Source organism: Paracoccus sp. N5 (genome assembly GCF_000371965.1).
In the GTDB taxonomy this organism is placed as follows: domain Bacteria; phylum Pseudomonadota; class Alphaproteobacteria; order Rhodobacterales; family Rhodobacteraceae; genus Paracoccus.
In genome coordinates this window covers 1516623-1540078 of sequence record NZ_AQUO01000001.1, presented here as the reverse complement: position 1 = coordinate 1540078, position 23456 = coordinate 1516623, and the positions used below count along the sequence as shown (strand labels likewise).

General features: G+C 68.7%; 24 protein-coding genes. 6 read left to right on the top strand and 18 right to left on the bottom strand.

Annotated features, from left to right (window positions below):
• Positions 1 to 70 precede the first annotated feature (70 nt).
• Together PARN5_RS0107755 and PARN5_RS0107750 are read right to left on the bottom strand one after the other, a co-directional pair.
• On the bottom strand, positions 71 to 787 hold the full coding sequence (locus tag PARN5_RS0107755; protein ID WP_017999205.1) for a response regulator: 717 nt from the start codon (positions 785 to 787) through the stop codon (positions 71 to 73).
• Positions 784 to 1302 (bottom strand): MarR family transcriptional regulator, encoded by a 519-nt coding sequence (locus PARN5_RS0107750; RefSeq protein ID WP_026155263.1) that lies wholly within the window; start codon positions 1300 to 1302, stop codon positions 784 to 786. The genes PARN5_RS0107755 and PARN5_RS0107750 overlap by 4 nt, the downstream gene beginning before the upstream one ends.
• A gap of 151 nt (positions 1303 to 1453) precedes the next feature.
• On the opposite strand from PARN5_RS0107750, the gene PARN5_RS0107745 reads away from it, so the two are divergent.
• Positions 1454 to 2323 carry a branched-chain amino acid aminotransferase gene (locus PARN5_RS0107745; protein ID WP_017999203.1) on the top strand — a complete coding sequence of 290 codons (870 nt, stop codon included), beginning with the start codon at positions 1454 to 1456 and terminating at the stop codon, positions 2321 to 2323.
• 72 nt (positions 2324 to 2395) lie between these two features.
• Here the strand turns inward: PARN5_RS0107745 and PARN5_RS0107740 are convergent, their stop codons facing one another.
• The 8 genes from PARN5_RS0107740 to PARN5_RS0107705 all read right to left on the bottom strand — a co-directional run bounded on the left by PARN5_RS0107740 (position 2396) and on the right by PARN5_RS0107705 (position 7373).
• Entirely contained in the window at positions 2396 to 2587 is a 192-nt protein-coding gene (locus PARN5_RS0107740) for a hypothetical protein (RefSeq protein ID WP_017999202.1), read from the bottom strand.
• A 62-nt stretch (positions 2588 to 2649) separates the two neighbouring features.
• Positions 2650 to 3114 (bottom strand): PTS sugar transporter subunit IIA, encoded by a 465-nt coding sequence (locus PARN5_RS0107735; protein ID WP_017999201.1) that lies wholly within the window; start codon positions 3112 to 3114, stop codon positions 2650 to 2652.
• Between the two features lie 79 nt (positions 3115 to 3193).
• Positions 3194 to 3769, bottom strand: coding sequence for a ribosome-associated translation inhibitor RaiA (gene raiA, locus PARN5_RS0107730; RefSeq protein WP_017999200.1), 576 nt, complete (start codon positions 3767 to 3769; stop codon positions 3194 to 3196).
• 158 nt (positions 3770 to 3927) lie between these two features.
• The gene (gene lptB / locus PARN5_RS0107725; protein ID WP_017999199.1) at positions 3928 to 4665 is read right to left on the bottom strand and encodes an LPS export ABC transporter ATP-binding protein; all 738 of its coding nucleotides are present in this window, start codon (positions 4663 to 4665) and stop codon (positions 3928 to 3930) included.
• Positions 4662 to 5165: a lipopolysaccharide transport periplasmic protein LptA gene (gene lptA, locus PARN5_RS0107720; protein ID WP_017999198.1), complete on the bottom strand. Its 504-nt coding sequence runs from the start codon at positions 5163 to 5165 to the stop codon at positions 4662 to 4664. Before lptA ends, lptB begins: the two co-directional genes overlap by 4 nt.
• A gap of 56 nt (positions 5166 to 5221) precedes the next feature.
• Entirely contained in the window at positions 5222 to 5797 is a 576-nt protein-coding gene (locus PARN5_RS0107715) for a hypothetical protein (protein WP_017999197.1), read from the bottom strand.
• Between the two features lie 3 nt (positions 5798 to 5800).
• The gene (locus PARN5_RS0107710; RefSeq protein ID WP_017999196.1) at positions 5801 to 6748 is read right to left on the bottom strand and encodes a KpsF/GutQ family sugar-phosphate isomerase; all 948 of its coding nucleotides are present in this window, start codon (positions 6746 to 6748) and stop codon (positions 5801 to 5803) included.
• Between the two features lie 10 nt (positions 6749 to 6758).
• The gene (locus PARN5_RS0107705) at positions 6759 to 7373 is read right to left on the bottom strand and encodes a ribonuclease H-like domain-containing protein (RefSeq protein WP_017999195.1); all 615 of its coding nucleotides are present in this window, start codon (positions 7371 to 7373) and stop codon (positions 6759 to 6761) included.
• 222 nt (positions 7374 to 7595) lie between these two features.
• On the opposite strand from PARN5_RS0107705, the gene PARN5_RS0107700 reads away from it, so the two are divergent.
• Complete coding sequence (locus PARN5_RS0107700; RefSeq protein WP_026155262.1) at positions 7596 to 9617, top strand: TonB-dependent receptor; 2022 nt, start codon at positions 7596 to 7598, stop codon at positions 9615 to 9617.
• 112 nt (positions 9618 to 9729) lie between these two features.
• On the opposite strand, the gene PARN5_RS25090 is transcribed toward PARN5_RS0107700, so the two are convergent.
• Positions 9730 to 9858, bottom strand: a complete 129-nt coding sequence (locus PARN5_RS25090; RefSeq protein WP_276269676.1) for a hypothetical protein — start codon at positions 9856 to 9858, stop codon at positions 9730 to 9732.
• 194 nt (positions 9859 to 10052) lie between these two features.
• On the opposite strand from PARN5_RS25090, the gene PARN5_RS0107695 reads away from it, so the two are divergent.
• Together PARN5_RS0107695 and PARN5_RS0107690 are read left to right on the top strand one after the other, a co-directional pair.
• On the top strand, positions 10053 to 10310 hold the full coding sequence (locus PARN5_RS0107695; RefSeq protein WP_017999193.1) for a helix-turn-helix domain-containing protein: 258 nt from the start codon (positions 10053 to 10055) through the stop codon (positions 10308 to 10310).
• 66 nt (positions 10311 to 10376) lie between these two features.
• Positions 10377 to 12047: a SulP family inorganic anion transporter gene (locus tag PARN5_RS0107690; RefSeq protein ID WP_017999192.1), complete on the top strand. Its 1671-nt coding sequence runs from the start codon at positions 10377 to 10379 to the stop codon at positions 12045 to 12047.
• Between the two features lie 96 nt (positions 12048 to 12143).
• Here PARN5_RS0107690 and purU read toward each other — a convergent pair whose 3' ends face one another.
• The 5 genes from purU to PARN5_RS0107665 form a co-directional block, all read right to left on the bottom strand.
• Positions 12144 to 13028, bottom strand: a complete 885-nt coding sequence (gene purU, locus PARN5_RS0107685) for a formyltetrahydrofolate deformylase (RefSeq protein ID WP_017999191.1) — start codon at positions 13026 to 13028, stop codon at positions 12144 to 12146.
• A gap of 130 nt (positions 13029 to 13158) precedes the next feature.
• Complete coding sequence (folD, locus tag PARN5_RS0107680) at positions 13159 to 14043, bottom strand: bifunctional methylenetetrahydrofolate dehydrogenase/methenyltetrahydrofolate cyclohydrolase FolD (RefSeq protein WP_026155261.1); 885 nt, start codon at positions 14041 to 14043, stop codon at positions 13159 to 13161.
• A gap of 219 nt (positions 14044 to 14262) precedes the next feature.
• On the bottom strand, positions 14263 to 17043 hold the full coding sequence (locus PARN5_RS0107675) for a patatin-like protein (RefSeq protein ID WP_017999189.1): 2781 nt from the start codon (positions 17041 to 17043) through the stop codon (positions 14263 to 14265).
• 108 nt (positions 17044 to 17151) lie between these two features.
• Positions 17152 to 18870, bottom strand: a complete 1719-nt coding sequence (locus PARN5_RS0107670; RefSeq protein ID WP_017999188.1) for a hypothetical protein — start codon at positions 18868 to 18870, stop codon at positions 17152 to 17154.
• Positions 18870 to 20012, bottom strand: a complete 1143-nt coding sequence (locus PARN5_RS0107665; RefSeq protein ID WP_017999187.1) for an iron-containing alcohol dehydrogenase — start codon at positions 20010 to 20012, stop codon at positions 18870 to 18872. Before PARN5_RS0107665 ends, PARN5_RS0107670 begins: the two co-directional genes overlap by 1 nt.
• Positions 20013 to 20196: 184 nt before the next feature.
• Here PARN5_RS0107665 and PARN5_RS0107660 point away from each other — a divergent pair, with 184 nt between their 5' ends.
• Complete coding sequence (locus PARN5_RS0107660; RefSeq protein ID WP_026155258.1) at positions 20197 to 20964, top strand: DeoR/GlpR family DNA-binding transcription regulator; 768 nt, start codon at positions 20197 to 20199, stop codon at positions 20962 to 20964.
• 6 nt (positions 20965 to 20970) lie between these two features.
• Here PARN5_RS0107660 and kynU read toward each other — a convergent pair whose 3' ends face one another.
• Entirely contained in the window at positions 20971 to 22215 is a 1245-nt protein-coding gene (gene kynU / locus PARN5_RS0107655; RefSeq protein ID WP_017999185.1) for a kynureninase, read from the bottom strand.
• A 25-nt stretch (positions 22216 to 22240) separates the two neighbouring features.
• Complete coding sequence (locus tag PARN5_RS0107650; protein ID WP_017999184.1) at positions 22241 to 22891, bottom strand: carbonic anhydrase; 651 nt, start codon at positions 22889 to 22891, stop codon at positions 22241 to 22243.
• A 144-nt stretch (positions 22892 to 23035) separates the two neighbouring features.
• Here PARN5_RS0107650 and PARN5_RS0107645 point away from each other — a divergent pair, with 144 nt between their 5' ends.
• Positions 23036 to 23413, top strand: coding sequence for a hypothetical protein (locus tag PARN5_RS0107645; protein ID WP_017999183.1), 378 nt, complete (start codon positions 23036 to 23038; stop codon positions 23411 to 23413).
• The last annotated feature ends 43 nt before the right edge of the window (positions 23414 to 23456 follow it).

Genomic DNA, 23456 nt, shown 5'->3' with positions numbered 1-23456 from the left:
CGGGGCGCCGCGCTCGGCCCTTCTCTGTTGCCCAAATACCCATTGCGGCCGCGAAGGCCGCGCGGGGTTCCTAGTCGGGCACCAGCATGTATCCCGTGCCGCGCACGGTCTGCAGATAGCGCGGCTCTTTCGGGTCCGGCTCGATCTTGCGGCGCAGGCGGGTGATCTGCACGTCGATGGCGCGTTCGGAGTTCTCGCCGGGTTCCTCGACCGGATTGCGGCCCAGGTCTTCGATCAGTTCAGCGCGGCTGACCGGCTGGCGCGGCGTATCGGCCAGGCGCTTCAGCAGCGCCTGTTCGGTGCCGGTCAGGCGCAGCGGCGCCTCGCCCTGCCACAATTCGCCCTTGTCGGCATCATAGCGCAGCGGGCCCAGCGACAGGAATTTCGGCCCGCGCGCCTCGGCCGTCGGCATGCGGCGCAGGATGGCGGCGATGCGCAGCAGCAGTTCGCGCGGCTCGAAGGGCTTGGGCAGATAGTCGTCGGCACCGCTTTCGAAACCCTCGATGCGGTCGCCGGTCTCGCCCTTGGCGGTCAAAAGCAGGATCGGCGTCGCCAGGCGCTGGCGCAGGTCGCGGGTCAGGGTGAAGCCGTCCTCGCCCGGCATCATCACGTCGAGCACGATCAGGTCGAAGTCGAGCCCGCCCAGCAGCCGCCGGGCCTGCGCGGCATCGCGCGCCGTTGTCACCAGGAAGCCGTTGCGCATCAGGAAGCGGCGCAGCAGGCTGCGGATGCGTTCGTCGTCGTCGACGACCAGGATATGGGCCGCCGGCTGCGGATCGGGGGTCATGGCGTCTCCGGCAGGTCTTTCAGCGCGCGATACTGGCGCAGCGTGTCGCGGTCCATCATCGCCTCGAGCACCTGGCGAAAGCCCGCCACCGCCTGCGGCCCGGCGGCGCGATAGGCGGCGCGCATGCGGGCGCGCTGGGCCTCGGTCAGGCGCCGTTCCAGCGCCGCGCCCTGCTCGGTCAGGTAGAGCTGGCGCTCGCGCCGGTCGCGGCGGCCGATGCGGCTTTCGACCAGCCCGTCCTCGATCAGCGTGCGCAGCACCCGGTTCAGCGACTGCTTGGTCACGCCCAGCACGTCCAGCAGCGCCGTCACCGTCAGCCCCGGCTCGCGGTTAATGAAATGGATCGCGCGGTGATGGGCGCGGCCATAGTCCAGCTCGGCCAGGATCAGGTCGGGATCGGCCGTGAAGGCGCGATAGGCGAAGAACATCGCCTCGATCCCGCGCCGCAGCTGGTCGTCGGTCAGAAACAGCAGGCTTTCGCCCCCCGCCCCCGATACGCTCACCTTGTTTTGCATGACATCCCCGTAACGCATGGCTCTTATTACGTCAGGCTTGTTGACTTTCCAACCATGAATGGATAGCCAAAGGCCCAAGTTGCGCAATTTTCTTTGCCGGATGCGACAAGGACACGCAACATTCCGAAAACAGAACCGGCCGGAGGGAAAAATGGCAGGCGCGTATGACGATCGTGACGGCAAGATCTGGATGGATGGCAAGCTGGTGGAGTGGCGCGAGGCGAATGTCCACATCCTAACCCATGCGCTGCACTATGCCAGTTCGGTGTTCGAGGGCGAACGTTGCTACAGCGGCAAGATCTTCAAGGGCCACGAGCATTCGCTGCGGCTGATCGAATCGGCCCGGCTGCTGGACATGCAATCGCCCTATAGCGCCGAAGAGATCGACGCGGCGAAAACCGCCGTGCTGGAGGCCAACGGCTTCAAGGACGCCTATGTCCGCGCGGTGATGTGGCGCGGCTCGGGCGAGGACATGGGGGTTTCGGCCCGCCGCAACCCGGTGCGCATGGCCGTCGCCGCCTGGGAATGGGGCAGCTATTACGGCGACGCGAAATGGCAGGGCGCCAAGCTGGACATCGCCAAGTGGAAGCGGCCCAGCCCCGAGACCATCCCCACCGCCGCCAAGGCCGCCGGGCTTTACATGATCTGCACCATGTCCAAGCACGCCGCCGAGGAGAAGGGCTGCTCGGACGCGCTGTTCATGGACTGGGAGGGCTATGTCGCCGAGGCCACCGGCGCGAATATCTTCTTCGTCAAGGACGGCGAGGTGCATACGCCCCTGGCCGACCGCTTCCTGAACGGCCTCACCCGGCAGACCGTCATCCAGATGCTGAAGGACAACGGCACCCCGGTGCATGAACGCCGCATCAAGCCCGAGGAGCTGGACGGCTTCCAGGAATGCTTCCTGACCGGCACCGCGGCCGAGGTCACTCCGGTCGGGCAGATCGGCGACTGGCATTTCCAGGTCGGCGACCACACCCGCAAGATCGCCGCGGATTACGAGGCGCTGGTCCGCGCCTGAGCATCGCCCAGGGGCAAAAGCAAACCGGCCGGGCAGCGATGCCCGGCCGGTCTCGATTCGGCTGTTCCGGTATCAGGCCTGGCGCCCGCGTTCGATGCGGGCGAATTCGGCGGCCCGGCGGTTGCCCGATTCGTCGCGCGACCGCGGCCGCATGCGCAGCGCCGCGATGGCGGGATGGGTGCCGGATTCCCGTTCCTGCCGGGTAAAGTTGCGGGCGCGGCTGCTGCCGCTTTCCCGCGCGTGATCCGCGATATGTCTGGTCATGCGATAGTCCTCCCGCGAGGACTATAGCCTGTTCGGGGGCGGATTTCACCCCCCGAAGGCGGTCAGGCGGCCTTGATGCCCGGGGCCGCCGCCAGCATGGCATGCAGCGCAACCGGGTCGTCATTGGCGCGCAGCTTGGCGCGCAGGTCCTGGTCGCGCAGGGTGCGCGACACCAGCGCCAAGGCCTTGAGATGATCCACGCCCGAGCTTTTCGGGGCCAGCAGCGCAAAGATCAGGTCCACCGGCTGGCGGTCCACCGCGTCGAAGTCCAGCGGCTTTTCCAGCCGCAGGAACAGCCCGACCACCCGGTCCAGCCCATGCAGCCGGGCATGGGGCAGCGCCACGCCATGGCCGACGCCGGTCGGCCCCAGCGTCTCGCGTTCCTGAAGCGCGTCCAGCGTCTGCGGGGCATCGACGCCATAGACGGCGCGCGCCTGCTCGGCGATTTCCTGGAACAGCCGCTTCTTGCTGGTGGTCTGGCTCATCGTCCGCACCGCGGCGGGAGAGAGAATGTCGCTGATCTGCATGTCGCCCGAAATTGTGCTAGTCCCGGCCGCAGATACCACGGCCGGGACGTTTGGTTTTCTCAAGACTGTTCCGTGCAGTCTAGCCCAGGTTGCGGGGGTCGATCCAGCCCACGTTGCCGTCATCGCGGCGGTGAACGACGTTCACGCCCCCATGTTTCTCGTTGCGAAAGACCAGCAGCGGGCTGCCGGCCAGTTCCATCTGCATGACCGCCTCGCCCACCGACAGGGTGGGCACGCGGGTTTCCATCTCGGCGATGATCATGGGTTGCAGGCCGTCGTCCTGCGTTTCCCATTCGTCCTCATCGGCGGCCAGCACATACATGCCGGCGGCTTCGAAGGCAACCGGCTCGACCCGGTCCTTGTGGTGGTCCTTCAGCCGGCGCTTGTAGCGGCGCAGCTGCTTGTCCATGCGCTCGCGGCATTGCTCGAAGGCGGCGTAGACCTCGGTCGAGGCACCCTTGGCCGAGACGTTGAGCCCGGTCGACAGATGCACCACGGCATCGCAGATGAATTCATGCGCGTTGCGGGAAAAGATCACCGTCGCGTCGGTGGGACGCTGGGAATACTTGTCGATGGTCTCGCCCAGTTCGGTCTTCACATGCGTCGAAAGCGCGTCGCCGACGTCGATCTGTTTTCCGCTGATCTGGTAGCGCATGGGTGTCCGTCCTTTCGGTTGCCCGGTGTGGTCGCGGCCCTCGCGCAGGCGCCGCCCGGGTTTGTCGGGCCGGGCGTTCTTGCCCCGCCGTCCCTTCATTTGGTGACAGCCGCGGGCCTGTGTCAACGGCTGCGCGAAGGGAACGCGCGAAGCCGCCGTCAGTTCATGCGGAAGGCTTCGCCCAGGTAGACGCGGCGGACCTGCGGATCGGCCACGATCTCGGCCGTGGTGCCCGACATCAGCACATGGCCGTCGTGCAGGATATAGGCGCGGTCGACGATCTCCAGCGTCTCGCGGACGTTGTGATCGGTGATCAGCACGCCGATGCCGCGGCTTTTCAGGTCGTGGACCAGGCTGCGAATCTCGCCCACGGCGATGGGATCCACGCCGGCGAAGGGTTCATCCAGAAGCAGATAGGCCGGATCGGCCGCCAGGCAGCGCGCGATCTCGACCCGGCGCCGCTCGCCCCCCGACAGCGCCATGGCCGCGGCGCCCCGCAGATGCCCGATCGAGAAATCGCCCAGCAGCTCCTCGAGCCGCTCGCGGCGCTGATGCACATGCGGCTCGACCAGTTCCAGCACGGCCATGATGTTCTGCTCGACCGTCAGCCCGCGAAAGATCGACATCTCCTGCGGCAGGTAGCCGATACCCATCTGGGCGCGGCGATACATCGGCAGCCGCGTCGCGTCCTGCCCGTCGATCAGCACCTGCCCCGAATCGGGCGAAACCAGCCCCGCGACGCAATAGAAACAGGTCGTCTTGCCCGAGCCGTTCGGGCCCAGCAGCGCCACCACCTCGCCGCGGTCCAGCCGCAGCGCCACGTCGCGGATCACCGGACGGTTGCGATAGGATTTGCGCAGGCCGCTGACGCGCAGCCCCTGTTCCGGCTGGCTCATCGCTGGCTTCCCGGTTGCAGCACGCTGCGCACCCGGCCCGAGGCCTGGGCCGTGCCGGTGGCGAGGTTCACCGTGACCTTCTCGCCCGCCAGCACATTGCCGGCCTGGGTCACCAGCACGTCGCCGGTCAGCACGACATTGCCCGATTCGACGTCGTAATCGGCGGCCCCGGCCTCGGCCGCGTCCGCGCCGCTGACCAGGGTGACGTTGCCCTCGGCATGCAGCGCGCTGATGCGGTTTTGCCCGCCCTGGGCATAGGTCACGGTGACGCTGTCGGCGGAAAGCCGCATCGCGCCCTGGCCGATCAGCACATTGCCGCTGAAGGTCGCCCGGCCGGTCTTCTGGTCCACCGACAGCGCGTCGGCGGTGACCTCGACCGGCTGCTTGACGTCCTGCGCATTGCCGAAGCCCGAAGTCGCCTGCGCGCCGGCCGCGCCCGCTTGTCCGCACACCAGCGCAAGCGACAGGATCACGGGCAAAAGCGGTCCGGGCCGGATCATCGGGTTTCCTTTCTGGCGCATGAGAAGCCCCGGAATGCGGCGGAGGGGCGCGAGGGTCATGGCCGGTATATCAATCGGACTCCGCCGCTCAAATCAAGAACGTGATCGCCGCTGCCGTCGCCCGAGGGGCGCAATTCGGCCCGGCCGGCGGTCAGTTCGCCGAAGGGGGCGCGGACATTGACCTCGTCGTCGGACACCACGGTGCCGGCGGTGGTCGAGGCCAGGAACTCGGGCGCGGTCAGCACCCAGCCGTCGGCGGTGGTCATGCGCGCGCCCTCGCCCAGCCGGACCTGGTCGCCGGCCAGCGAGGCGGCCCCGGCGCTGACGTCCGCCGCCCGGCCGTCGCGGGCGCGCAGCGTCATGCGCACCGCCGTCGCGCTGCCGCCGCCATCCTTGCCGGGCACCGCCTCGTCGCCGGTGACGCTGATCTGGGCGCCGTCCTCGGTCACGCCGGCATAGCTGGGACTGGTCACCACCTGCCGCTCGGCCAGTTCGCGCGGATCGACGTCGGCATAGGGAATGCTCGCCTCGGGGTCGGGCTTGCGGCCCAGGAGGAACAGCACCGACAGGATCGCCAGCGCCGTCAGCGGCAGGATCACGCGCAGCAGGGCCACGATGCGCGAGCGGGTCATGGCCTAGACCATCCCGGTGCGCAGGAAGTCGTGGATATGGATCAGCCCGACCGGCTGGCCGTCCTCGCCCACCACGAACAGGCTGGTGATGCGGCGGTTCTGCATCTCGGCCAGCGCCGCCTCGGCCAGTTGTCCGGGGCCGATGGTGCGCGGGTTGCGGGTCATCACCTCGGCGGCGGTATGGTCCAGCAGGCCCTGCATGTGCCGCCGCAGGTCGCCGTCGGTGATGATGCCGGTCAGCCGGCCCTGCGCATCGGTGACGCCGGTGACGCCGAAGCTTTTCTGGCTGATGGTCAGCAGCGCGTCGGCCATCGGCGCGGTTTCCGGCACCAGCGGGATGTCCTGATGCATCAGGTCGGCCACGCGCGACAGCTTGGCGCCCAGCTTGCCGCCGGGGTGGAAGGTGCGGAAATGCTCGGGCGTGAACTTGCGGTGCTCCATCAGCGCCACGGCCAGCGCATCGCCCAGGGCCATGGTCATGGTGGTCGAGGTGGTGGGCACGATCCCCGTGCCGCAGGCCTCGGCCGCGGCGGGCAGCACCAGCGCCACGTCGGCCTGGCGCAGCAGGGTCGATTCGGCCCGGCTGGCGACGCCGATCAGCGGGATCTGGAAGCGGCGGGTATGGGCGATCAGGTCCGCCAGTTCCGGCGTCTCGCCCGAGTTCGACAGGACCAGCGCCACGTCGCTTTGCGTGACCATGCCCAGGTCGCCGTGGCTGGCCTCGGCCGGGTGGACGAATTGCGCCGGCGTTCCGGTCGAGGCCAGCGTCGCCGCGATCTTGCGCCCGACATGGCCGGACTTCCCCATGCCCGAGACGACGACGCGGCCGCGCGCGACCAGGATCGCCTCGACCGCGCGGTCGAAGCTGTCGCCCAAGGCCCCGGCCAGCTGCGCGAGGCCCTCGGCCTCGGTCAGGATCACCCTGCGGGCGGTGTCGAGATATGCGCTCATGCCCGGCACCCTAATGGCGGAAGATGTCGTTTTCATCCCCCCAGCCCAGCAGGTCCAGATGGGCCCGGGCGGGAAGGAAGTCGAAACAGGCCTGCGCCAGGCCCATGCGGCCCTCGCGTTCCAGCCGCTTTTCCAGCTCGGCCTTCAGCGCATGCAGGTGCAGCACGTCCGAGGCGGCATATTCCAGCTGCGCGTCGGTCAGCTCCGTCGCGCCCCAGTCGCTGGTCTGCTGCTGCTTGGAAATATCCACGCCGACCAGTTCCGAGAGCAGGTATTTCAGCCCGTGCCGGTCGGTGAAGGTGCGCACCATCTTACTGGCGATCTTGGTGCACCAGGCGGGCTTCGTGACCACGCCCAGGTTCGCCTCCAGCGCGGCGATGTCGAAGCGGCCAAAGTGGAACAGCTTCAGCACCTTCGGGTCGGTCAGCATCCGGGTCAGGTTCGGCGCCTTGCGCTGGCCCCTGGCGATCTGCACCAGATGGGCATTGCCGTCGCCGCTGCTCAGCTGCACCAGGCACAGCCGGTCGCGGCGCGGATCCAGCCCCATGGTTTCGGTGTCGATGGCCACGACCGGACCCAGGTCCAGGTCGTCGGGCAGGTCGTTCTGATAAAGGTTGATGCTCATCCTGCGCTTTCCGCGGTGCGAATTGCGCCTGCTCTAGCGCCTTTGCCCGGCTTTGGCAAAGCCAGGCTGCGGAAGGCCGCGCCCGGGCGACTGCGGCAGGAATGTCACAAACCCTAGCTTTTCTCTCACCCATTCGTGAGAATTGTTGAGGGATTTTATTGCCTATTGCGGCGACCGTCCTATGAAGTCGCGGCAAAGTTTCAACTGACGAAGGCCTCGCCCATGAGATTGTCGCAGCTTCTTCCCCTTGCCGGGGTTTCCACCCTGGCCCTTGCCTCGGCGCTTCATGCGCAGGATATCGCCGGCGACCAGGCCCAGGCCGTGGTGCTGAACCCGATCACCCTGGTCGCCGGCGGCCAGGAGAATGTCGAGGCCACCGGCGGCGTCACGGTCACGCCCGAGGATCTGGAGGCGATGCAGCCCGCCGACGTGTCCGAGCTCTTCGCCCGCGATTCCGCCATCACCGTCTCGGGCGGCGCGGGTCCGGCCAAGCGCATCCATGTCTTCGGGCTCGAGCAGTCGAACCTGGCGGTGACCGTGGACGGCGTGCCGCAGGGTCCGACCAGCTGGCATCACACCGGCTCGAACGTGATCGACCCGGCCTTCCTGAAATCGGTCGAGGTCGAGGCCGGCGCCGCCGCCGCCGATGCCGGTTTCGGCGCGGCAGCGGGCGCGGTGCGCTATGAGACCGTGGGCGCCAAGGACCTGCTGACCGAGGGCAAGACCCAGGGCGGCCGCGTCGGCCTGTCCTATGGCAGCAACGGCCGCGGCCTTTCCGCTTCGCTGGCCGGCTATGGCGTCTATGGCGGCTTCGACTGGTTCGCGATGATCCATGGCACCGAAGGCGACAATTACGAATCGGGCGACGGTCTTGAAATGGACGGCAGCGAGCCCGCGGTCCGCGGCGCGCTGGTGAAGCTGGGCTATGAATTCGACACCCACCGGGTCGAGCTGGCCTATGACCGCACCGAGGACGACGCCGACCGCACCATCAAGATGAACATGGACCTGTATCCGACCAGCCCGGCCCGGCCGGTCGATCGCGGCGTCTATCCGCTGAAGATCACCCGCAACACGCTGACGCTGAAATACAGCTCGACCGCGCCGACCGACGCCTGGGATCCCGAGGCGATGCTGTTCGTCAGCAACAACAAGTATGAGCGCCCGAACTATGCCACGGGCGAGCGGCCGATCAACGGCGACATGAATCTGGAAAACCAGACCATCGGCGGCAAGCTGCAGAACACCTATACGCTGGGCCAGGGCACCATCACCGCTGGCGTTGACTGGGCCTATGACGATTACGACATCGACAACTACGGCGACACCGACCGCCGCTACTGGTCGCTAGAGACGATGCAGATCGGCGCCTTCGTGCAGGGCCGGTTCGAGTTCGACAACGGCATCGACCTGTCCACCGGCCTGCGGCTGGACCACCACCGCTTCACCGATTGGAATGGCGGCAAGCACAACGACACCGGCGCCAGCGTGAACGGCACCCTGTCCTATGAATTCGCCGAGGGCTACGAAGTCTTTGCCGGCGCCTCGCATACCTGGCTGGGCCATACCTTCGGCGAATACGCGCTGCTGCATGCCCGCACTGCCGACCTTTACGTCGCTGACGATTACAAGGCGTCCAGCGCCCGCAACGTCAAGCTGGGCCTGAACGTCGACCAGGACAACTGGACCGGCAACCTGACCTTCTTCGACACCCGGCTGAAGGACATGGGCGAGCTGCAATATCCCGAAGATGCGCCCTATTACCTGGACAATGTCGAGGAATACCGCAGCAAGGGCTTCACCCTGCAAGCCGCCTACAGCTGGGGCAGCGGCCGGGTCGGCGGCAGCTTCACCAAGGCGGACGTGACCCAGGACGGCGAGGACCGGCTGCCGAATGGCGGCACCGCCGTGCCGGTCGGCAAGGTCGCCACGCTTTATGTCGACCAGGAACTTGCGCAATACAACGCCAAGGTCGGCGCCACGGTGGAATGGGCCGACAAGCTGTCGGGCGATTACCTGACCGAGGCCGGCTTCTCGGAGGCGCCGAGCTATACCGTGCTGAACCTTTACGGCGAATGGCGGCCCGCGAACTACGAGAACGTCGTGCTGCACCTTGGCGTGGATAACGTCTTCGACCGGAACTACTCCGAGCGTTCCAGCTATGTGCAATACGATGCCCGCGGCGTCATGCCGCTCTATGCCCCCGGCCGCACCGTCACGCTGGGCCTGAAGATGGACTTCTGATCCATCCGACCCCGAACAGGAAAGGGCCCCGCCGATGCGGGGCCTTTTTCATGGCGCAGCCCCGTCAGTGCCCCATGAACAGCGCGAGGCGCGGCGGACATGCAGGCGGGTCTCATCCCGGAAGCCCGGCTTCACCAGCGCCGGCAATCGAGCGGATCGCCACCGCCAGCGTGGCGCGGAGCACCCCCTCGCCGCGCTCGGACGGCTGCCCGCGCAGCTTCGGGATCAGGGACGTAACCAAGCCGAGATGCTCGGCGCAAAGGCGGACATGATGCGCTCCGGCAGGTCGGCAGGCTTCCATCCCGGATCTGGCCCTGCCGTCGTGCCGGCTCGACCCGGCTTGGCTGAACATGACAGATCAGATCGCATGAATGATATTTGAAATATCAATATGTCTATGATAGACATGCATCATCAAGGATTGGGAATCAGCGCATGATGACCTCGGCCCAGATGCGCGCGGCGCGTGCCCTGCTTGGCATCGACCAGAAGCGGCTGGCCGAGCTTTCCGGCCTGTCGGTCCCCACGATCCAGCGCATGGAAGCCAGCGACGGCAATGTGCGCGGCGTCGTCGAAAGCCTGACCCGCGTGGTCGAGGCGCTCGAGGCCGCCGGGATCGAGCTGATCGGCGAGGGCGCTGCCAGCGCCTCGGGCGGGCGCGGCGTGCGGCTGAAATCCGGTCCGACGAGTTAATCGCGACGGCGACCGCCGACGACAGCCGACGATCCCGCCGCCTCCTTTGCGAAGGTGCGGCCCAAGATGATGCAGCAAGCCCGCGCGAACCCCGGTTTCGCGCCGCTTTTCACCCCGAAACTGGTCACCGTCCTGCGCGAGGGCTATGGCGCGGCCCAGCTGCGCGCCGACGCGCTGGCCGGGTTGACCGTCGCCATCGTCGCGCTGCCGCTGTCGATGGCCATTGCCATCGCCTCGGGCGCGACCCCGGCGCAGGGGCTCTATACCGCCATCGTCGGCGGCTTCCTGGTCTCGGCGCTCGGCGGCTCGCGCTTCCAGATCGGCGGGCCGGCCGGGGCCTTCATCGTGCTGGTGGCGGGGATCGTGGCGCAATACGGCATGGAGGGGCTGATTCTCGCCACCTTCATGTCCGGGATGATGCTGGTCGCGATCGGGCTCTTGCGGCTGGGCACCTTCATCAAGTTCATCCCCTTCCCGGTCACGGTCGGCTTCACCGCCGGCATCGCCGTCATCATCTTCGCCAGCCAGCTGAAGGAGATCTTCGGCCTGGACATGGCGCATGAGCCGGGGGAACTGCTGGAGAAGATCCCGGCGCTGTGGAGCGCGCGGGGCACGCTGACGCCCTTGGCGCTGGTCCTGGCGCTGGCCACCATCGCGGTGATCCTGGGGCTGAAGCGCCTGCGGCCGCATTGGCCGGGCATGCTGATCGCCGTGGCGCTGGCGGCCGGGGCCGTGGCGCTGAGCGGGGCGGATGTGGCGACCATCGGCAGCAAGTTCGGCGGCATCCCCTCGACCCTGCCCGCGCCGGCGCTGCCGGATGTCTCGTGGCAGAAGGTGGCGGCGCTGCTGCCCGCGGCGCTGTCGCTGACGCTGCTTGGCGCCATCGAATCGCTGCTCTCGGCCGTGGTCGCGGATGGCATGACCGGACGCCGCCACCGCTCGAATTGCGAGCTGGTGGCGCAGGGGGTGGCGAACATGGGCTCGGCGCTGTTCGGCGGCATCTGCGTCACCGGCACCATCGCGCGGACCGCGACCAATGTGCGCTCGGGCGCGCATGGGCCGGTGGCGGGCATGCTGCATGCGCTGTTCCTCCTGGGCTTCATGCTGGTCGCGGCACCGCTCGCCGCCTACATTCCGCTGGCGGCGCTGGCCGGGGTGCTGGCCGTGGTGGCCTGGAACATGATCGAGAAGCCGGCCATCGCCATCCTGCTGCGCTCGGGCCGGGGCGAGGCGGCGGTGCTCCTGGTGACCTTTGCCCTGACCGTGTTCCGCGACCTGACCGAGGCTATCGTCACCGGCCTGGCGCTGGGATCGGTGCTGTTCATCCAGCGCATGAGCCAGGCCACCGGCATTGAGGACCAGACGCCGCTGGTCGCCCCGGACCGGCCCGACGGCGCGGCGCGGCCGGATCAGCCGCAGCCGCGCGACGTGGTGGTCTATCGCATCTCGGGGGCGCTGTTCTTCGGGGCGACGGCCAGCATCGGCTCGGTGCTGGACAATATCCACGACGGCGCGCGCCGGCTGGTGGTGGATTTCAGCGCCGTGCCCTTTCTGGACGCGACCGGCGCCAACATGATCGAGGGCCTGGCGCACAAGGCGCATCGGCGCGGGGTCGAGTTGTGGCTGACCGGAACCCGACGCGACATGCGCCGCATTCTGCTGACGCATGGGCTGCGCCGCCCGCTGGTGCGCTACGCCGCCAGCGTCGAAGCCGCGCTGGGTCAGCGCCCTGCGTGAACCCCGCCGTTGCCGGCCTCCGGCGGGGGGTATTGGAAAACAAAGAAGACAGGCGCTGGGACAAGGGCGGCTCGATGGCCGCTCTGCGTGGGCTTTTCACCCCATTCGCTCGGAGGCATAGGAACCCGGGGATGGCGGGAAGACGACGGTCTTGTTGCCATTGAGGAAGACGCGGCGGTGGATATGGGCGTGGATGGCGCGGGCCAGGACCTGGCTTTCGACGTCGCGGCCCAGCGAGACATAGTCGTCGGGCGACTGGGCATGGGTGACGCGGATAATGTCCTGCTCGATGATCGGGCCCTCGTCGAGGTCGGCGGTCACGTAATGCGAGGTGGCGCCGATCAGCTTCACGCCGCGCTCGAAGGCCTGCTTGTAGGGATTGGCGCCCTTGAACGAGGGCAGGAACGAGTGGTGGATGTTGATGATCCGGCCCGACATCGCCTTGCACATCTCGTCCGACAGGACCTGCATGTAGCGCGCCAGCACGATCAGCTCGGCGCCCGAATCGCGCACGATGCGCATCTGCTCGGCCTCGGCCTGCGGCTTGTTCTCCTTGGTGACCTTGATGCAGTGGAAGGGGATGTCGTGGTTCACCACCACCTTCTGATAGTCCATGTGGTTCGAGATCACCGCCACGATCTCGATCGGCAGCGCGCCGATGCGCCAGCGATACAGAAGGTCGTTCAGGCAGTGGCCGAAGCGGCTGACCATGATCACGACCTTCATCTTCTCGGCCTCGTCATGGAAGGCGGAGACCATGCCGAAGGCCTTGGCGGTCTCGGCGAAATCGGCGCGCAGCTCCTCGAGGCCGACGCCCTCCTCGGACAGGAAGCTGACGCGCATGAAGAACTGGTCGTTCTCCATGTCGTCGAACTGGCTCGAGTCGGTGATGTTGCAGCCCTTCTCGGCAAGATAGCCCGAGATGGCGGCAACGATGCCCCGCGTCGTCGGGCAGGCTACGGTCAGGCAGTATTTGGTCATCGTGCTCTCCACTGTGCCCGGGCGGGGGCCCGGCTTCTTTCTTGTGCAAATATCCCGGGGGAACGCGCCCGTGGCCCCACCCTGGGGCCGCGGGCGCGTGGGGGCAGAGCCCCCGCGCCCCCCGGCAGTCTCAGCCGACCAGCTCGGGGTCGGGCAGCCCGTTCGCCCGGCAACAGGCGGTCAGCGTATTGGCCAAGAGGCAGGCGATGGTCATCGGCCCGACGCCGCCCGGCACCGGGGTGATGGCGCCGGCGACCCGGGCCGCGCTGTCGAAATCCACGTCGCCGACCAGCCGGGTGCGGCCATCCTCCTCGATGCGGTTGATGCCGACGTCGATCACCGTGGCGCCGGGCTTGATCCAGTCGCCGGGGATCATCCGCGGCCGGCCGACGGCGGCGACCAGGATGTCGGCGGTGCGGCAGACCTCGGCCAGGTTCCTGGTGCGGCTATGCGCGATGGTGACGGTGCAGCTGTCGCCCAAGAGCAGCTGCGCCATCGGCTTGCCGACGATGTTCGAGCGCCCGACCACGACCGCGTTCAGCCCCGAGAGATCGCCCAGCCGGTCGCGCAGCATCAGCAGGCAGCCCAGGGGCGTGCAGGGCACCATGCTCTTCTGCCCGGTGCCCAGAAGGCCGACGTTCAGGATATGGAAGCCGTCGACGTCCTTGGAGGGCTCGATGGCGTTGATCACCGCCTCGGCGTCCATATGCGCGGGCAGCGGCAGCTGCACCAGGATGCCATGCACCGCCGGGTCATGGTTCAGTTTCTCGACCAGCGCCAGCAGCTCTTCCTGCGCCGTCTCGGCCGGCAGCTTGTGCTCCCAGGAGGCCATGCCGGCCTCGCGGGTCTGGATGCCCTTGTTGCGGACATAGACCTCCGAGGCCGGGTCCTCGCCCACCAGCACCACCGCAAGACCCGGCACGATCCCCCGCGCCTTCAGACCCGCAACCCCGGAGGCAACACGCCCCCGCAAACCCAAAGCAAACGCCTTCCCGTCAATGATCGTCGACGTCATACACCGTTCTCCTTCGCTTTCCGCCCCTGCCGGCCGGTTCGTTCCGACCGCCATTGCGGATAGCGCAGGCACCGAGACCTGCAAACCCATACCTTGGCTGAGGCTTGCCCGGTTCCGGTCGCGCCCGTCTTGCCATTTTCGCAACCTTTTTCAGGCCGATCCCCGCCGCGGCCGGGCAGTTTTGCGACGGAAGGATGCGATTTTGCGACCCGGCTTGCGTCAGCCCAGCAGAGATTTTGCGACAGTGACAAGGCCGGTCGCCATCAACCCCACGGCGATCAGCCCCAGGAACCAGCGCAGCGCCTGCGGCAGCGTGCCGCGGCCGCGCAGATAGCGGCCGAAGGAATAGAGCACCAGCCAGACCGCCACCGACAGGACCAGCACGAGCCAGCCGGCCCGGGCCATATCCGAGCCGGTCCACCAGCCGAGGAACCCGACCAGCAGCCCGGCGAACATGGCCAGATACAAGAGCTTGTCCGCGACCATGCGCCGATAGCTGCCCGGCATGGCAAAGCGCGTGAAGCCCGAGAGCAGCCCGCCGCCCGCCCGCAGCGCCGCCGCTGCCCGGGCGCCCAGCATGCCCAGGATGCCGTCGTCGGGCAGGTCGTCGATCATCCGCGACAGGATCGCCATGCTGCGGCTGCTCCAACCGGCGATCTGCGGCGCGCGCGGTCCGATCGGCTTCAGCTCGCTATAATTGTCGCGAAACCGCCCCAGGTCCAGGGCCGGGGCGTCCTTGACCCCCAGCGCGCGGGCGGCGGTGTCCTCGAAGGCGTCCTCGTCGACCTGGGCGTCGCGCAGCTTGGCCTTCAGCAGCGCCAGCCGCCGGCCCTGGCCGGTCTTGTCGGCATATTCCTCGGCCAGGATGCGGTTCTGCAGCCGGTCGGTCCAGAGCTGGCGTTCCTCGGGCGTGCGGTCCGACATCAGCGCGGCAACGATGCGCTCGGCCCCGTCGAGCCGGCCCCAGAGGATGTCGTGTTCGCGCCAGTCGCGGTTCAGGAAGCCGCCGAAGGCGCCGACCGCGATGCCGGCCAGTTTCGCGGGCCGCGGGTTCAGGGCGCTGTCGGCCGGGCTGATGCGGAACACCTCGACCTGCGCATGTTCCTGCACGTCCGAGCCTTCGAGGAAGGGATAGGTCATCACGTCGTGCCAGTGGAAGTCCTCGTAATCGGCCAGGATCTCCGGCAGGTCGCGCAGCCCCTCGCGGATGCGGGCGCTGCCCTTGTCGAATTCGCGCCGCATGTCGGTGCCGAGTTGCCGCAGCGCCCGGTCGACCAAGGGCCGGATCGCCGGCAGTTCATAGACCTTGCGCGCCAGCCGGTAGCGCCGCTCCAGCGTCGGTTGCTGCATGGCCTCGCTGTAATGGGCGGCGATCTCGGCCGTCAGCGTCTCGATCTCGGTCCTGGTCAGCAGCCGGGCGGCATCGGCTTCGCGCGGGTCGGCCAGGCGCCGCACCGCGACCAGTTCGCGCTCGACCAACTTGCGGGCCGCGCGCAGCAGCGCGGGGGATTGCGGCGCCGGCGGGTTGTCCGCGTCCAGACTGTCGTCGATCTGCCGGCGCAGGTGGATCAGCCGCCGCAACCGGAAGCCGATGTCGTAACGCGACAGGAAGGCGTTCTCGGTTTCCCGGCCATCCTCGCGATAGGCCGAGAAATGCCGGTCGCGCCAGGCGCGCAGGATCTGGCGCAGATACAGCGCCTCGTCCGAATCCGGCGCATAGCCCGCCAGCCGGGCGACGATGGCGGTCAGGCTGTCGGTCGTGTCATAGACCCGCAGGTGGTGATAAAGCGCATAGCTGTCGCCATAGTCCCGGCCCGTCAGCAGGTCGGCCAGGTCCAGTTCGGTCAGATCACGCGGCTTTTCGCGCAATTCCTGCTCATGCGCTGACCGATGGATATGGGCCTTGTCCTTCTTCCAGCGCGCCTGCAGGGTGCCCAGCCGTTCCAGACGGTTGTTCATCCGGGTGATGGCGCGGATGTCGTCGCGGATCACCTCGGTCCGCGGCAGGGTCGAGGCGGCCAGCCGGGCGTTCTGCAGGAAATCCACCGGCTCGGGCGGCTGCGGCCGCAGCACGCCGGTCCTCTCGTCGCGTTCGGGTCGTGGCGCCGGGAAGGGATCGATGAACAGAAGCTTGCGCTCGCCCGGCAGGGTGGTGGGGCGGAACGGGATCAGGTCGATGGCATGGCTGAAGGGACGGTTGTCCAGATAGCCGCCGTCGGCATAGATGCGCTGTTCGTAATCCGCGAGCCCCTTGCGGAAGAAGCGGCTGAATGCCTGGTCCTTGGCGCCGTCCGGCATGTCGGCAAAGCGCATCGGCGGAAAGGCCACCGGAAAGGACGAGGTGCAGCGCGCCGCGAAGGCCAGCATGGCGTCGTTTTCCGGGGTGAAATCGTTGCGCCGTTCCTGTTCGAAGGCGAAGTGAAAGACGGTCTTGTGAACCTTTTCCTCGAGCCGCGCCCCGGTCAGGTGGATCGGCGCCGGCACGCCGCGCAGGTCGGTGGCGGTCACGAACAGGTCGACCATCTCGGCCAGCGGCGCGCCGTCGCCGCGGATCGCCGCGATGGTTTCCAGCAGCACGTCATACATATGCGCGCCGTCCAGAAGCGATTCGGTCGGGGCAAAGGGGTTCAGCCTTGCGGCGCCGTCGTTCAGCAGCTTGTCGATGTCGGCGTCGACGGTCCAGGCCTTGCGCAGCACCGCCATGTCGCGGCTGCCGACCACCAGCGCCTTGGCCAGCGCCACGCCATTGATGCCGCCGGCCGAGGTGCCCGAGATGATGTCGATGACGAAACGCTTGCGCCCGCCGCGCGGGCCGGCCAGCGCGCGCGACAGATCGCGATAGATCCTCTCGCCCTCGTCCAGCGCCGCGTCGGGCAGGTTCGAGCTGCCGCGCACCATGCGCAGCAGTTCCTGCGCGATGCCATTCATGTAGATGGCAAGCGAGACGCCGCCGTAAAGCACGACGGCGAAACGCACCTCGCCGGTGGCCTCTTCAACCATGACACGCTCTCCCGAACCAAGGCGGGCCCCCGGTCGGAAATCCCAAGAGCCATTCCGTTTCAGCAGGATAGGCGGATATGCCGCTTTTGTCTTGGCGAATTTCGCGCCTCAGGCGAGCGGCCGGTCGGCCAGGTCCAGCTCTTGCAGCGCGTCATAGGCGGCGATCACGGCGGCGCGCTGCGCCTCATGCGCGGCGGTGAAGGCATCGCCCAGCAAGGTCTGGTCGGGGCATTCGGTGATGAGCAGCAGCGGCGTCGCGGCGCGGGCGTCCTCGGTCAGCACGCGGGCAAAGCCGCCGGGCGCCTCGGCGGTCAGGCCGTGCTGGCGGGCCAGCGCCAGTTGCGCGGCATTGCGCGCCGCAAGGCCGGGCACCTGGCGCAGCCGGGCCGTGACCGCCTCGGCCAGCCGGGCGGCGATGGCGTCCCAGCCGGGATGGTGGCGCAGGATCAGGAAGAAGCCGCGCGGCATGGTCCAGCTTTCGAAGCCGCGCGGGACATAGCCGCTGAAGGGCCGCAGCCATTCATGCGCCGGATAGCCGTGCAGGCTGACATGCAGCAGCGCCCCCGACAGGTGATGCGCGACGGCGCGGATCTCGGCCTCGGCCCGGGGCGCAGCGCGATATTCCAGGTCGTCGCCCAGGGCGGTATAGCGCGCGGCATGCAGCAGGTGGCGCGGATTGTCGCGCGCCAGTTCCTGACGCAGCGCATAGCCGTCGGGGTTCTCCAGCGGGCAGAGCGTGAAATGCGCCCCCTCGCGCCGCGCCAGGTCGCGCGCCGCCCGCAGGGCGCCGACCGGCCCCGAGACCTCGTTCGCGTGCTGCCCGGCCGAGATCATCATCGCCCGGTCGCGCCCGGGCAGATACAGCGCCGGCACCACGCGCCCGGCGGCCGAATGCGCCTGGAAGCGCCGGCCCGGCAGCCGCGCCAGTTCCTCGGCGATCTGCCCGGGCGACAGCGGCTCGCGCGCATCGTCCAGCGCCTGCTGGCCGGGATCGGCCGGGCCGCTGTCCCAGGGCCGGGTGGTGATGCGCAGGCTGTGGTCGGGGCCATGGCGGACGCCGGGCACGATCTGGCCCGGCCGCAGGCTGCGGTCGCCCGCGGGACGCGCCAAGCGCTGCCGGAACTGGTCCAGCGCCGAGAAATACAGGTCCTCGTGCAGCGCCTCGATGACCGAGACCGCCTCGTCGCCATGCCCCAGCGCCCGGTCGCGCACCGGCAGCGTCACCGCGATGTCGAGGCGCTGGAAGAACGGCTCGGAGAGCCAGGGCTGGGTGGCCAGGCAGCGCATGGCATCGCGGAAGATCGCCTCGCAATCGGTCAGCAGCGGCCCGCCCTGCCCGTCCTGCACCAGCCAGCCGCAGGGCGACAGCGCCGGATGGCCCGACTGGTCGCGGTGCATCCGGTTCGGCGCCAGCACCGTGACCTCGCGCCGCTCGCCCGAGACATAGCCCAGGCTGACGCGATAGGCCGGCATGGCGGCGCTGTCCGGGCCTTCCTGGAAATCGAAGGCGGTCAGCGGGAACAGCGCCGGCAACGGATAGGCTTCCAGCAGGAAGCGGCCGGGCGCGGCCTCGGGGTGGCGCGGGCAGGTGATGCTGGCCTCGGCCAGGCCGGCGGTCTCGATCTCTTCCAGGAAGGCGTGCAGCAGCGGCTTCAACGCCGAGCGGCAGCGGGCCTTGACGCCGCGCCGGGCCAGCGCCAGTTCGGTGGCGCGGCGGGTGGGCGCGTCGTCGAAGCTCCAGATCTCGGCCCGGGCGCAGGTCAGGTCGCGGATCAGGCAGGACAGGGTGGCGGGGTAACGCGCCTGGAACAGCAGTTTCTCGGTCATCAGCCGGCCTTGCGCAGAACCTCGCAAAGCTGCGCGGCCGAGGGCGCGAAGGGATTGCCCTTCATCGACGAGCTGGCGAGCGAGGCCTCGGCCACCGCCTGATGCCGCGCCGGATCCAGCCCCTGCGCCTGCAAGCCCGGCAGGCCGGCGGCGCGCGCCCAGTCGGCCAGGGTCTGCGGCGCATCGGCCGCCGCGCCGCCGAAGCCCGCGGCGATCTCGCGGCAGATGTCCTCGACGCGGACCGGGTCGGGGGCGTGGTCGCGGTTCATCGCCAGCACCGGTCCCAGCAACACGCCGCAGATCGCGCCATGCGCGGCCGGGGCCACGCCGCCGATCACCCCGGCGAGGCCATGGACGGCGCCAAGCCCGCCGTTCGCCAGCGCGATGCCGCCGCACAGGCTGACCCAGGCCATGGTGTCGCGCGCCTGCGCGTCCTCTGCGTCCATCAGACGCTTCAGCGCCCGCAGCCCCGGTGCGATCACCGGCCGCACCAGCGCATCGGTGAAGGGCGTGGCCTTGCACGACACATAGGGCTCGATCACCTGCGCCAGCGCGTCCAGCCCCGAGGCCAGCGTCACCGCGCGCGGGCAATGGTCGGTCAGCGCCGGATCGACGATGGCCAGCCGCGGCAGCATCCGTTCGTCGCGGATCGAGACCTTGCGGCCATGTTCGGGCAGGCCGATGACGGCGTTGCGCGTCGCCTCGGCCCCGGTGCCGGCGGTGGTCGGCAGCGCGACATAGGGCAAGGGCGCCGCCGCCAGCGGCAACCCGCGGCCCACGACCTCGAGATGGTCCATGATGCCGCCCGGCGCCGGGATCAGCCCGGCCAGCGCCTTGCCCAGGTCCAGAACCGCGCCGCCGCCCAAACCCGCGACCCAGTCGGCGCCGAACGCCTTGGCGCGGGCCAGCGCCTCCTCCAGCATCGGCAGCGTCGGCTCGGCCCCGCAGGCGATGGGCAGCACCTCGGCCCCCTCGGCCCGCAGCGCCTGCAAGAGCCAGGCCGCGCGGTCCGGGTTCGCGCCATGCACCAGAACGCCGCGCGGGCCAAGCGCGCGGATCGCCGCCGGCGCCTTTTGCGCCTCGCCCCGGCCAAAGGCGGTGCGGGCCGGCAGGGCAAAGGCGAAGGGCGCGATCGGGGTCATGGGGGCCTGTCCTTGAAAAACCGGCGGCAGGCTGCACCGCCCCTGCCGCGGGGTCAAGCGGCTTTCGTTTCGCCCCGGTTCCGCCCCCATGCGAACATCGGCGCCGCTGCATCGCGGCGTAGGGAACGCTTGCGCGCGCCTGCGCTTCGCCTAAGGTGAAACCGTTCCAGCCATGGAGAGCCCCTTGGCCCTCAGCATCCGCCAGAGCGAAATCCTTGAACTCGCCCGCGCCGAGGGGCGGGTGCTGGTCGACGACCTGGCCCAGCGGTTCGAGGTGACGCTGCAGACGATCCGCCGCGACCTGGGCGAAATGGCCGAGGCCGGGCTTCTGGACCGCGTCCACGGCGGCGCGGTGCCGCGCGCCGGGGCGGTGAACCTGGGCTATGAGGCGCGCCGGCGCATGCATGCCGAGGCCAAGGCCGCCATCGGCGCCGCTTGCGCCGCCGAAATCCCCGACAATTGCAGCCTGATCCTGAACCTCGGCACCACGACCGAGGCGGTGGCCCAGGCGCTGGTGCATCATTCCAACATCACCGTCGTCACCAACAACATGAATGTCGCCAATATCCTGCTGGCCAATCCGGGCTGCGAGATCATGGTGGCGGGCGGCGCGCTGCGGCGCTCGGACGGCGGGCTGGTGGGCGAGCTGACGACGCAGTTCTTCGAGCAGTTCAAGGTCGATTACGCGGTGGTCGGCACCTCGGCCCTGGACCATGACGGCGATCTTCTGGACTTCGACCTGGCCGAAGTGCGGGTCAGCCGCTCGATCCTGCGCCAGTCGCGCCATGCCTTCCTGGTCACCGACCATTCCAAGCTGGGCCGCCCGGCGCCCGCCCGCATCGGCAGCCTGTCCGAGCTTGACGCGGTCTTTACCGACCGCCCGCTGCCCGAGGATCTGGCCCGGCGCTGCGCCGAATGGGGCACCGAGGTCAGGGTCTGCCCGCCGGGCTGAGCGTCCTCAGGTCACCGCCGTGCGCAGGGCGAAACGCGGGTCGCGCCAGCTTTCGCTCGCCAGCACATCGGCCAGCGTCTCGGCGGCGTCCAGCACATCGACATGGCGGGTGTAAAGCGGCGTGAAGCCGAAGCGCAGCGTCGCGGGCGCACGGAAATCGCCGATGACGCCGCGCGCGATCAGCGCCTGCATCACCTCATAGGCATGGTCGTGCCGGAACGCGACCTGGCTGCCGCGCAGCGACGGATCACGGGGCGATTCCAGCACCAGGCCGCGGCCCTGGCAAAGCCCCTCGACCAGCTGGATGAAAAGCTCGGTCAACGCGACGCTTTTTGCCCGCAGCACCTGCATGTCAACCCGGTCCCAGACCTCCAGCGCGCCCTTCAGCGCCCGCATCGACAGCATGGGCTGGGTGCCGCATTGAAAGCGGCGGATGCCGGGGTCGCCCTGGAAGCCGGTCTCGAAGGCGAAGGGCCGCGCGTGCCCCCACCAGCCGCTGAGCGGCTGCCGCGCCTGGTCCTGGTGCCGCGTCGCGACATAGATGAAGGCCGGCGAGCCCGGCCCGCCGTTCAGGTATTTATAGGTGCAGCCGACGGCGAAATCCGCCTCGGCCGCGTCCAGCGCGACCGGCAGGGCACCGGCGGAATGGCACAGGTCCCAGATGGCGATGGCGCCGGCCTGATGGATTCGCGCCGTCAGCGCCGCCATGTCGCGCAGGGCCCCGGTCTTGTAATTCACATGATTGACCAGCACGGCCGCCACGTCGCCGTCCAGCATGTCCTCGATCCGCGGCGCATCGACGCCCTCCAGCCGCAGCCGCGTGCCGGGCAGGGTCGAGACGACACCCTCGGCGATGTAAAGGTCGGTCGGGAAGCTGCCGGATTCGGCGACGATGCTGCGCCGACCGGGACGCAGCGCCAAGGCGGCATGCAGGGCCTTGTAGATATTGACCGAGGTCGTGTCCGCCACCACCACCTGCCCCGGCGCCGCGCCGACCAGCCGGCCGATGCGGTCGCCCAGGTGCAGCGGCAGGTCGAACCAGCCGGCACTGTTCCAGCTGCGGATCAGCCCCTGCGCCCATTCCTGCGTCGCGGCCTGGGCCAGTTCGGCTTGCGCCGCATGGGTCGCCGGACCCAGCGAATTGCCGTCCAGATAGACCTCGCCCTCGAGCAGGATGAAGGCGTCGCGCAACCCGCGCATCGGGTCGCTGGCATCCATCGCCGCGATGGCGGAACGGTCCGGCAGGGTCATGGCATGTCCTTGTGACGGGGCCCGGTCAGGCGATATCGACGAAGGCGTCCACAGCGGGGTCGTATTGTTCGAGCAGCCCGCCGGCGATGTCATGCAGCACGCCATGCAGCGACAGGTCGCCCGATTCGACCGCCGTCCTGATGAAGGGGAAGGTCATCAGATTCTCCAGCGACACCAGCACCGCCTGCCGCTCCAGCGCGCGGACCTGCTGTTCGGGCGGCAGGTCGGCCACGCGGTCGTAGCCGGGGCGCAGGATGTCCATCCAGCGGCCGACGAAGCTGGATTTCTCTTCCAGTTCCGGGGCATGGCCCGAGCACATGGCCAGGCAGCCCTGCACGCCGCCGCAGCTGGTGTGGCCCACCACCACCAGATGCGCGACCTTCAGCGTGTTCACCGCATATTCCACCGCGGCCGAGGTGCCGTGCTGCTGCCCGTCGGGCGCATAGGGCGGCACCAGGTTGGCGATGTTGCGATGGATGAAGAACTCGCCGGTATCCGCCCCGAAGATCGAGGTCACATGCACCCGCGAATCACAACAGGCGATGACCATGGCGCGCGGATGCTGACCGTCCTCGGCCAGGCGGCGATACCAGACGCGGTTTTCCTGAAAGGCGGTCGCGCGCCATCCGTGATAGCGTTGCACCAGGTAATTCGGCAGTGGACGGGCTTGGTTCATGGCTTCCTCATCTACCGTTCGTGCGGTTTCATAACCACTCGAATGATAAAGTTCGAGAGGTTTAGCGCGCCGCCCATAACCTTTTCTTGAGGGATTGGTGACAGATTGCGCTGACGTGACCGCCGCAGCTGCCCGGAAGAAGCAATGTCGAAAATCGCCATCCTGTCCATGAACGACGCCATTCGCATCGACCTGCAGCGGCTGGAACAGATCGTCCGCGAACTGGGCGAGGATTGCGCCGCCCAGGTGATCGGCGCCGCGCTGGAGGAGCTGGCGCGGTCGCTGCGCCGCACGGTGCTGGCGGCGCAGGAAGGCGACCTGGGCGCGGTGGTCGCCCATGCCGACCAGCTGTCGCGGCTGGCCTGGCAGGTCGGGCTGGTGACGCTGGCCGGCGTCGCGATCGACGTCGGCGCCTGCGCCGAGCGCCGCGACGCAACGGCGCTCGCCTCGACCGTGGCGCGGCTGGACCGGATCGGCAACCGCTCGCTGACCCAGATCTGGGATCCCGGCGCGCCGTCGTGACTTGCGACCCGCGCGCCGAACGCTAGGCTGCGGGCAAGGAAAA

What these genes read in the sequence shown, in the direction of transcription:
- PARN5_RS0107755 (WP_017999205.1), bottom strand. Translation starts at nt 787, where the DNA reads ATGACCCCCGATCCGCAGCCGGCGGCCCATATCCTGGTCGTCGACGAC.
- PARN5_RS0107750 (WP_026155263.1), bottom strand. Translation starts at nt 1,302, where the DNA reads ATGCAAAACAAGGTGAGCGTATCGGGGGCGGGGGGCGAAAGCCTGCTG.
- PARN5_RS0107745 (WP_017999203.1), top strand. Translation starts at nt 1,454, where the DNA reads ATGGCAGGCGCGTATGACGATCGTGACGGCAAGATCTGGATGGATGGC.
- PARN5_RS0107740 (WP_017999202.1), bottom strand. Translation starts at nt 2,587, where the DNA reads ATGACCAGACATATCGCGGATCACGCGCGGGAAAGCGGCAGCAGCCGC.
- PARN5_RS0107735 (WP_017999201.1), bottom strand. Translation starts at nt 3,114, where the DNA reads ATGCAGATCAGCGACATTCTCTCTCCCGCCGCGGTGCGGACGATGAGC.
- raiA (WP_017999200.1), bottom strand. Translation starts at nt 3,769, where the DNA reads ATGCGCTACCAGATCAGCGGAAAACAGATCGACGTCGGCGACGCGCTT.
- lptB (WP_017999199.1), bottom strand. Translation starts at nt 4,665, where the DNA reads ATGAGCCAGCCGGAACAGGGGCTGCGCGTCAGCGGCCTGCGCAAATCC.
- lptA (WP_017999198.1), bottom strand. Translation starts at nt 5,165, where the DNA reads ATGATCCGGCCCGGACCGCTTTTGCCCGTGATCCTGTCGCTTGCGCTG.
- PARN5_RS0107715 (WP_017999197.1), bottom strand. Translation starts at nt 5,797, where the DNA reads ATGACCCGCTCGCGCATCGTGGCCCTGCTGCGCGTGATCCTGCCGCTG.
- PARN5_RS0107710 (WP_017999196.1), bottom strand. Translation starts at nt 6,748, where the DNA reads ATGAGCGCATATCTCGACACCGCCCGCAGGGTGATCCTGACCGAGGCC.
- PARN5_RS0107705 (WP_017999195.1), bottom strand. Translation starts at nt 7,373, where the DNA reads ATGAGCATCAACCTTTATCAGAACGACCTGCCCGACGACCTGGACCTG.
- PARN5_RS0107700 (WP_026155262.1), top strand. Translation starts at nt 7,596, where the DNA reads ATGAGATTGTCGCAGCTTCTTCCCCTTGCCGGGGTTTCCACCCTGGCC.
- PARN5_RS0107695 (WP_017999193.1), top strand. Translation starts at nt 10,053, where the DNA reads ATGATGACCTCGGCCCAGATGCGCGCGGCGCGTGCCCTGCTTGGCATC.
- PARN5_RS0107690 (WP_017999192.1), top strand. Translation starts at nt 10,377, where the DNA reads ATGATGCAGCAAGCCCGCGCGAACCCCGGTTTCGCGCCGCTTTTCACC.
- purU (WP_017999191.1), bottom strand. Translation starts at nt 13,028, where the DNA reads ATGACCAAATACTGCCTGACCGTAGCCTGCCCGACGACGCGGGGCATC.
- folD (WP_026155261.1), bottom strand. Translation starts at nt 14,043, where the DNA reads ATGACGTCGACGATCATTGACGGGAAGGCGTTTGCTTTGGGTTTGCGG.
- PARN5_RS0107675 (WP_017999189.1), bottom strand. Translation starts at nt 17,043, where the DNA reads ATGGTTGAAGAGGCCACCGGCGAGGTGCGTTTCGCCGTCGTGCTTTAC.
- PARN5_RS0107670 (WP_017999188.1), bottom strand. Translation starts at nt 18,870, where the DNA reads ATGACCGAGAAACTGCTGTTCCAGGCGCGTTACCCCGCCACCCTGTCC.
- PARN5_RS0107665 (WP_017999187.1), bottom strand. Translation starts at nt 20,012, where the DNA reads ATGACCCCGATCGCGCCCTTCGCCTTTGCCCTGCCGGCCCGCACCGCC.
- kynU (WP_017999185.1), bottom strand. Translation starts at nt 22,215, where the DNA reads ATGACCCTGCCGGACCGTTCCGCCATCGCGGCGATGGATGCCAGCGAC.
- PARN5_RS0107650 (WP_017999184.1), bottom strand. Translation starts at nt 22,891, where the DNA reads ATGAACCAAGCCCGTCCACTGCCGAATTACCTGGTGCAACGCTATCAC.
- PARN5_RS0107645 (WP_017999183.1), top strand. Translation starts at nt 23,036, where the DNA reads ATGTCGAAAATCGCCATCCTGTCCATGAACGACGCCATTCGCATCGAC.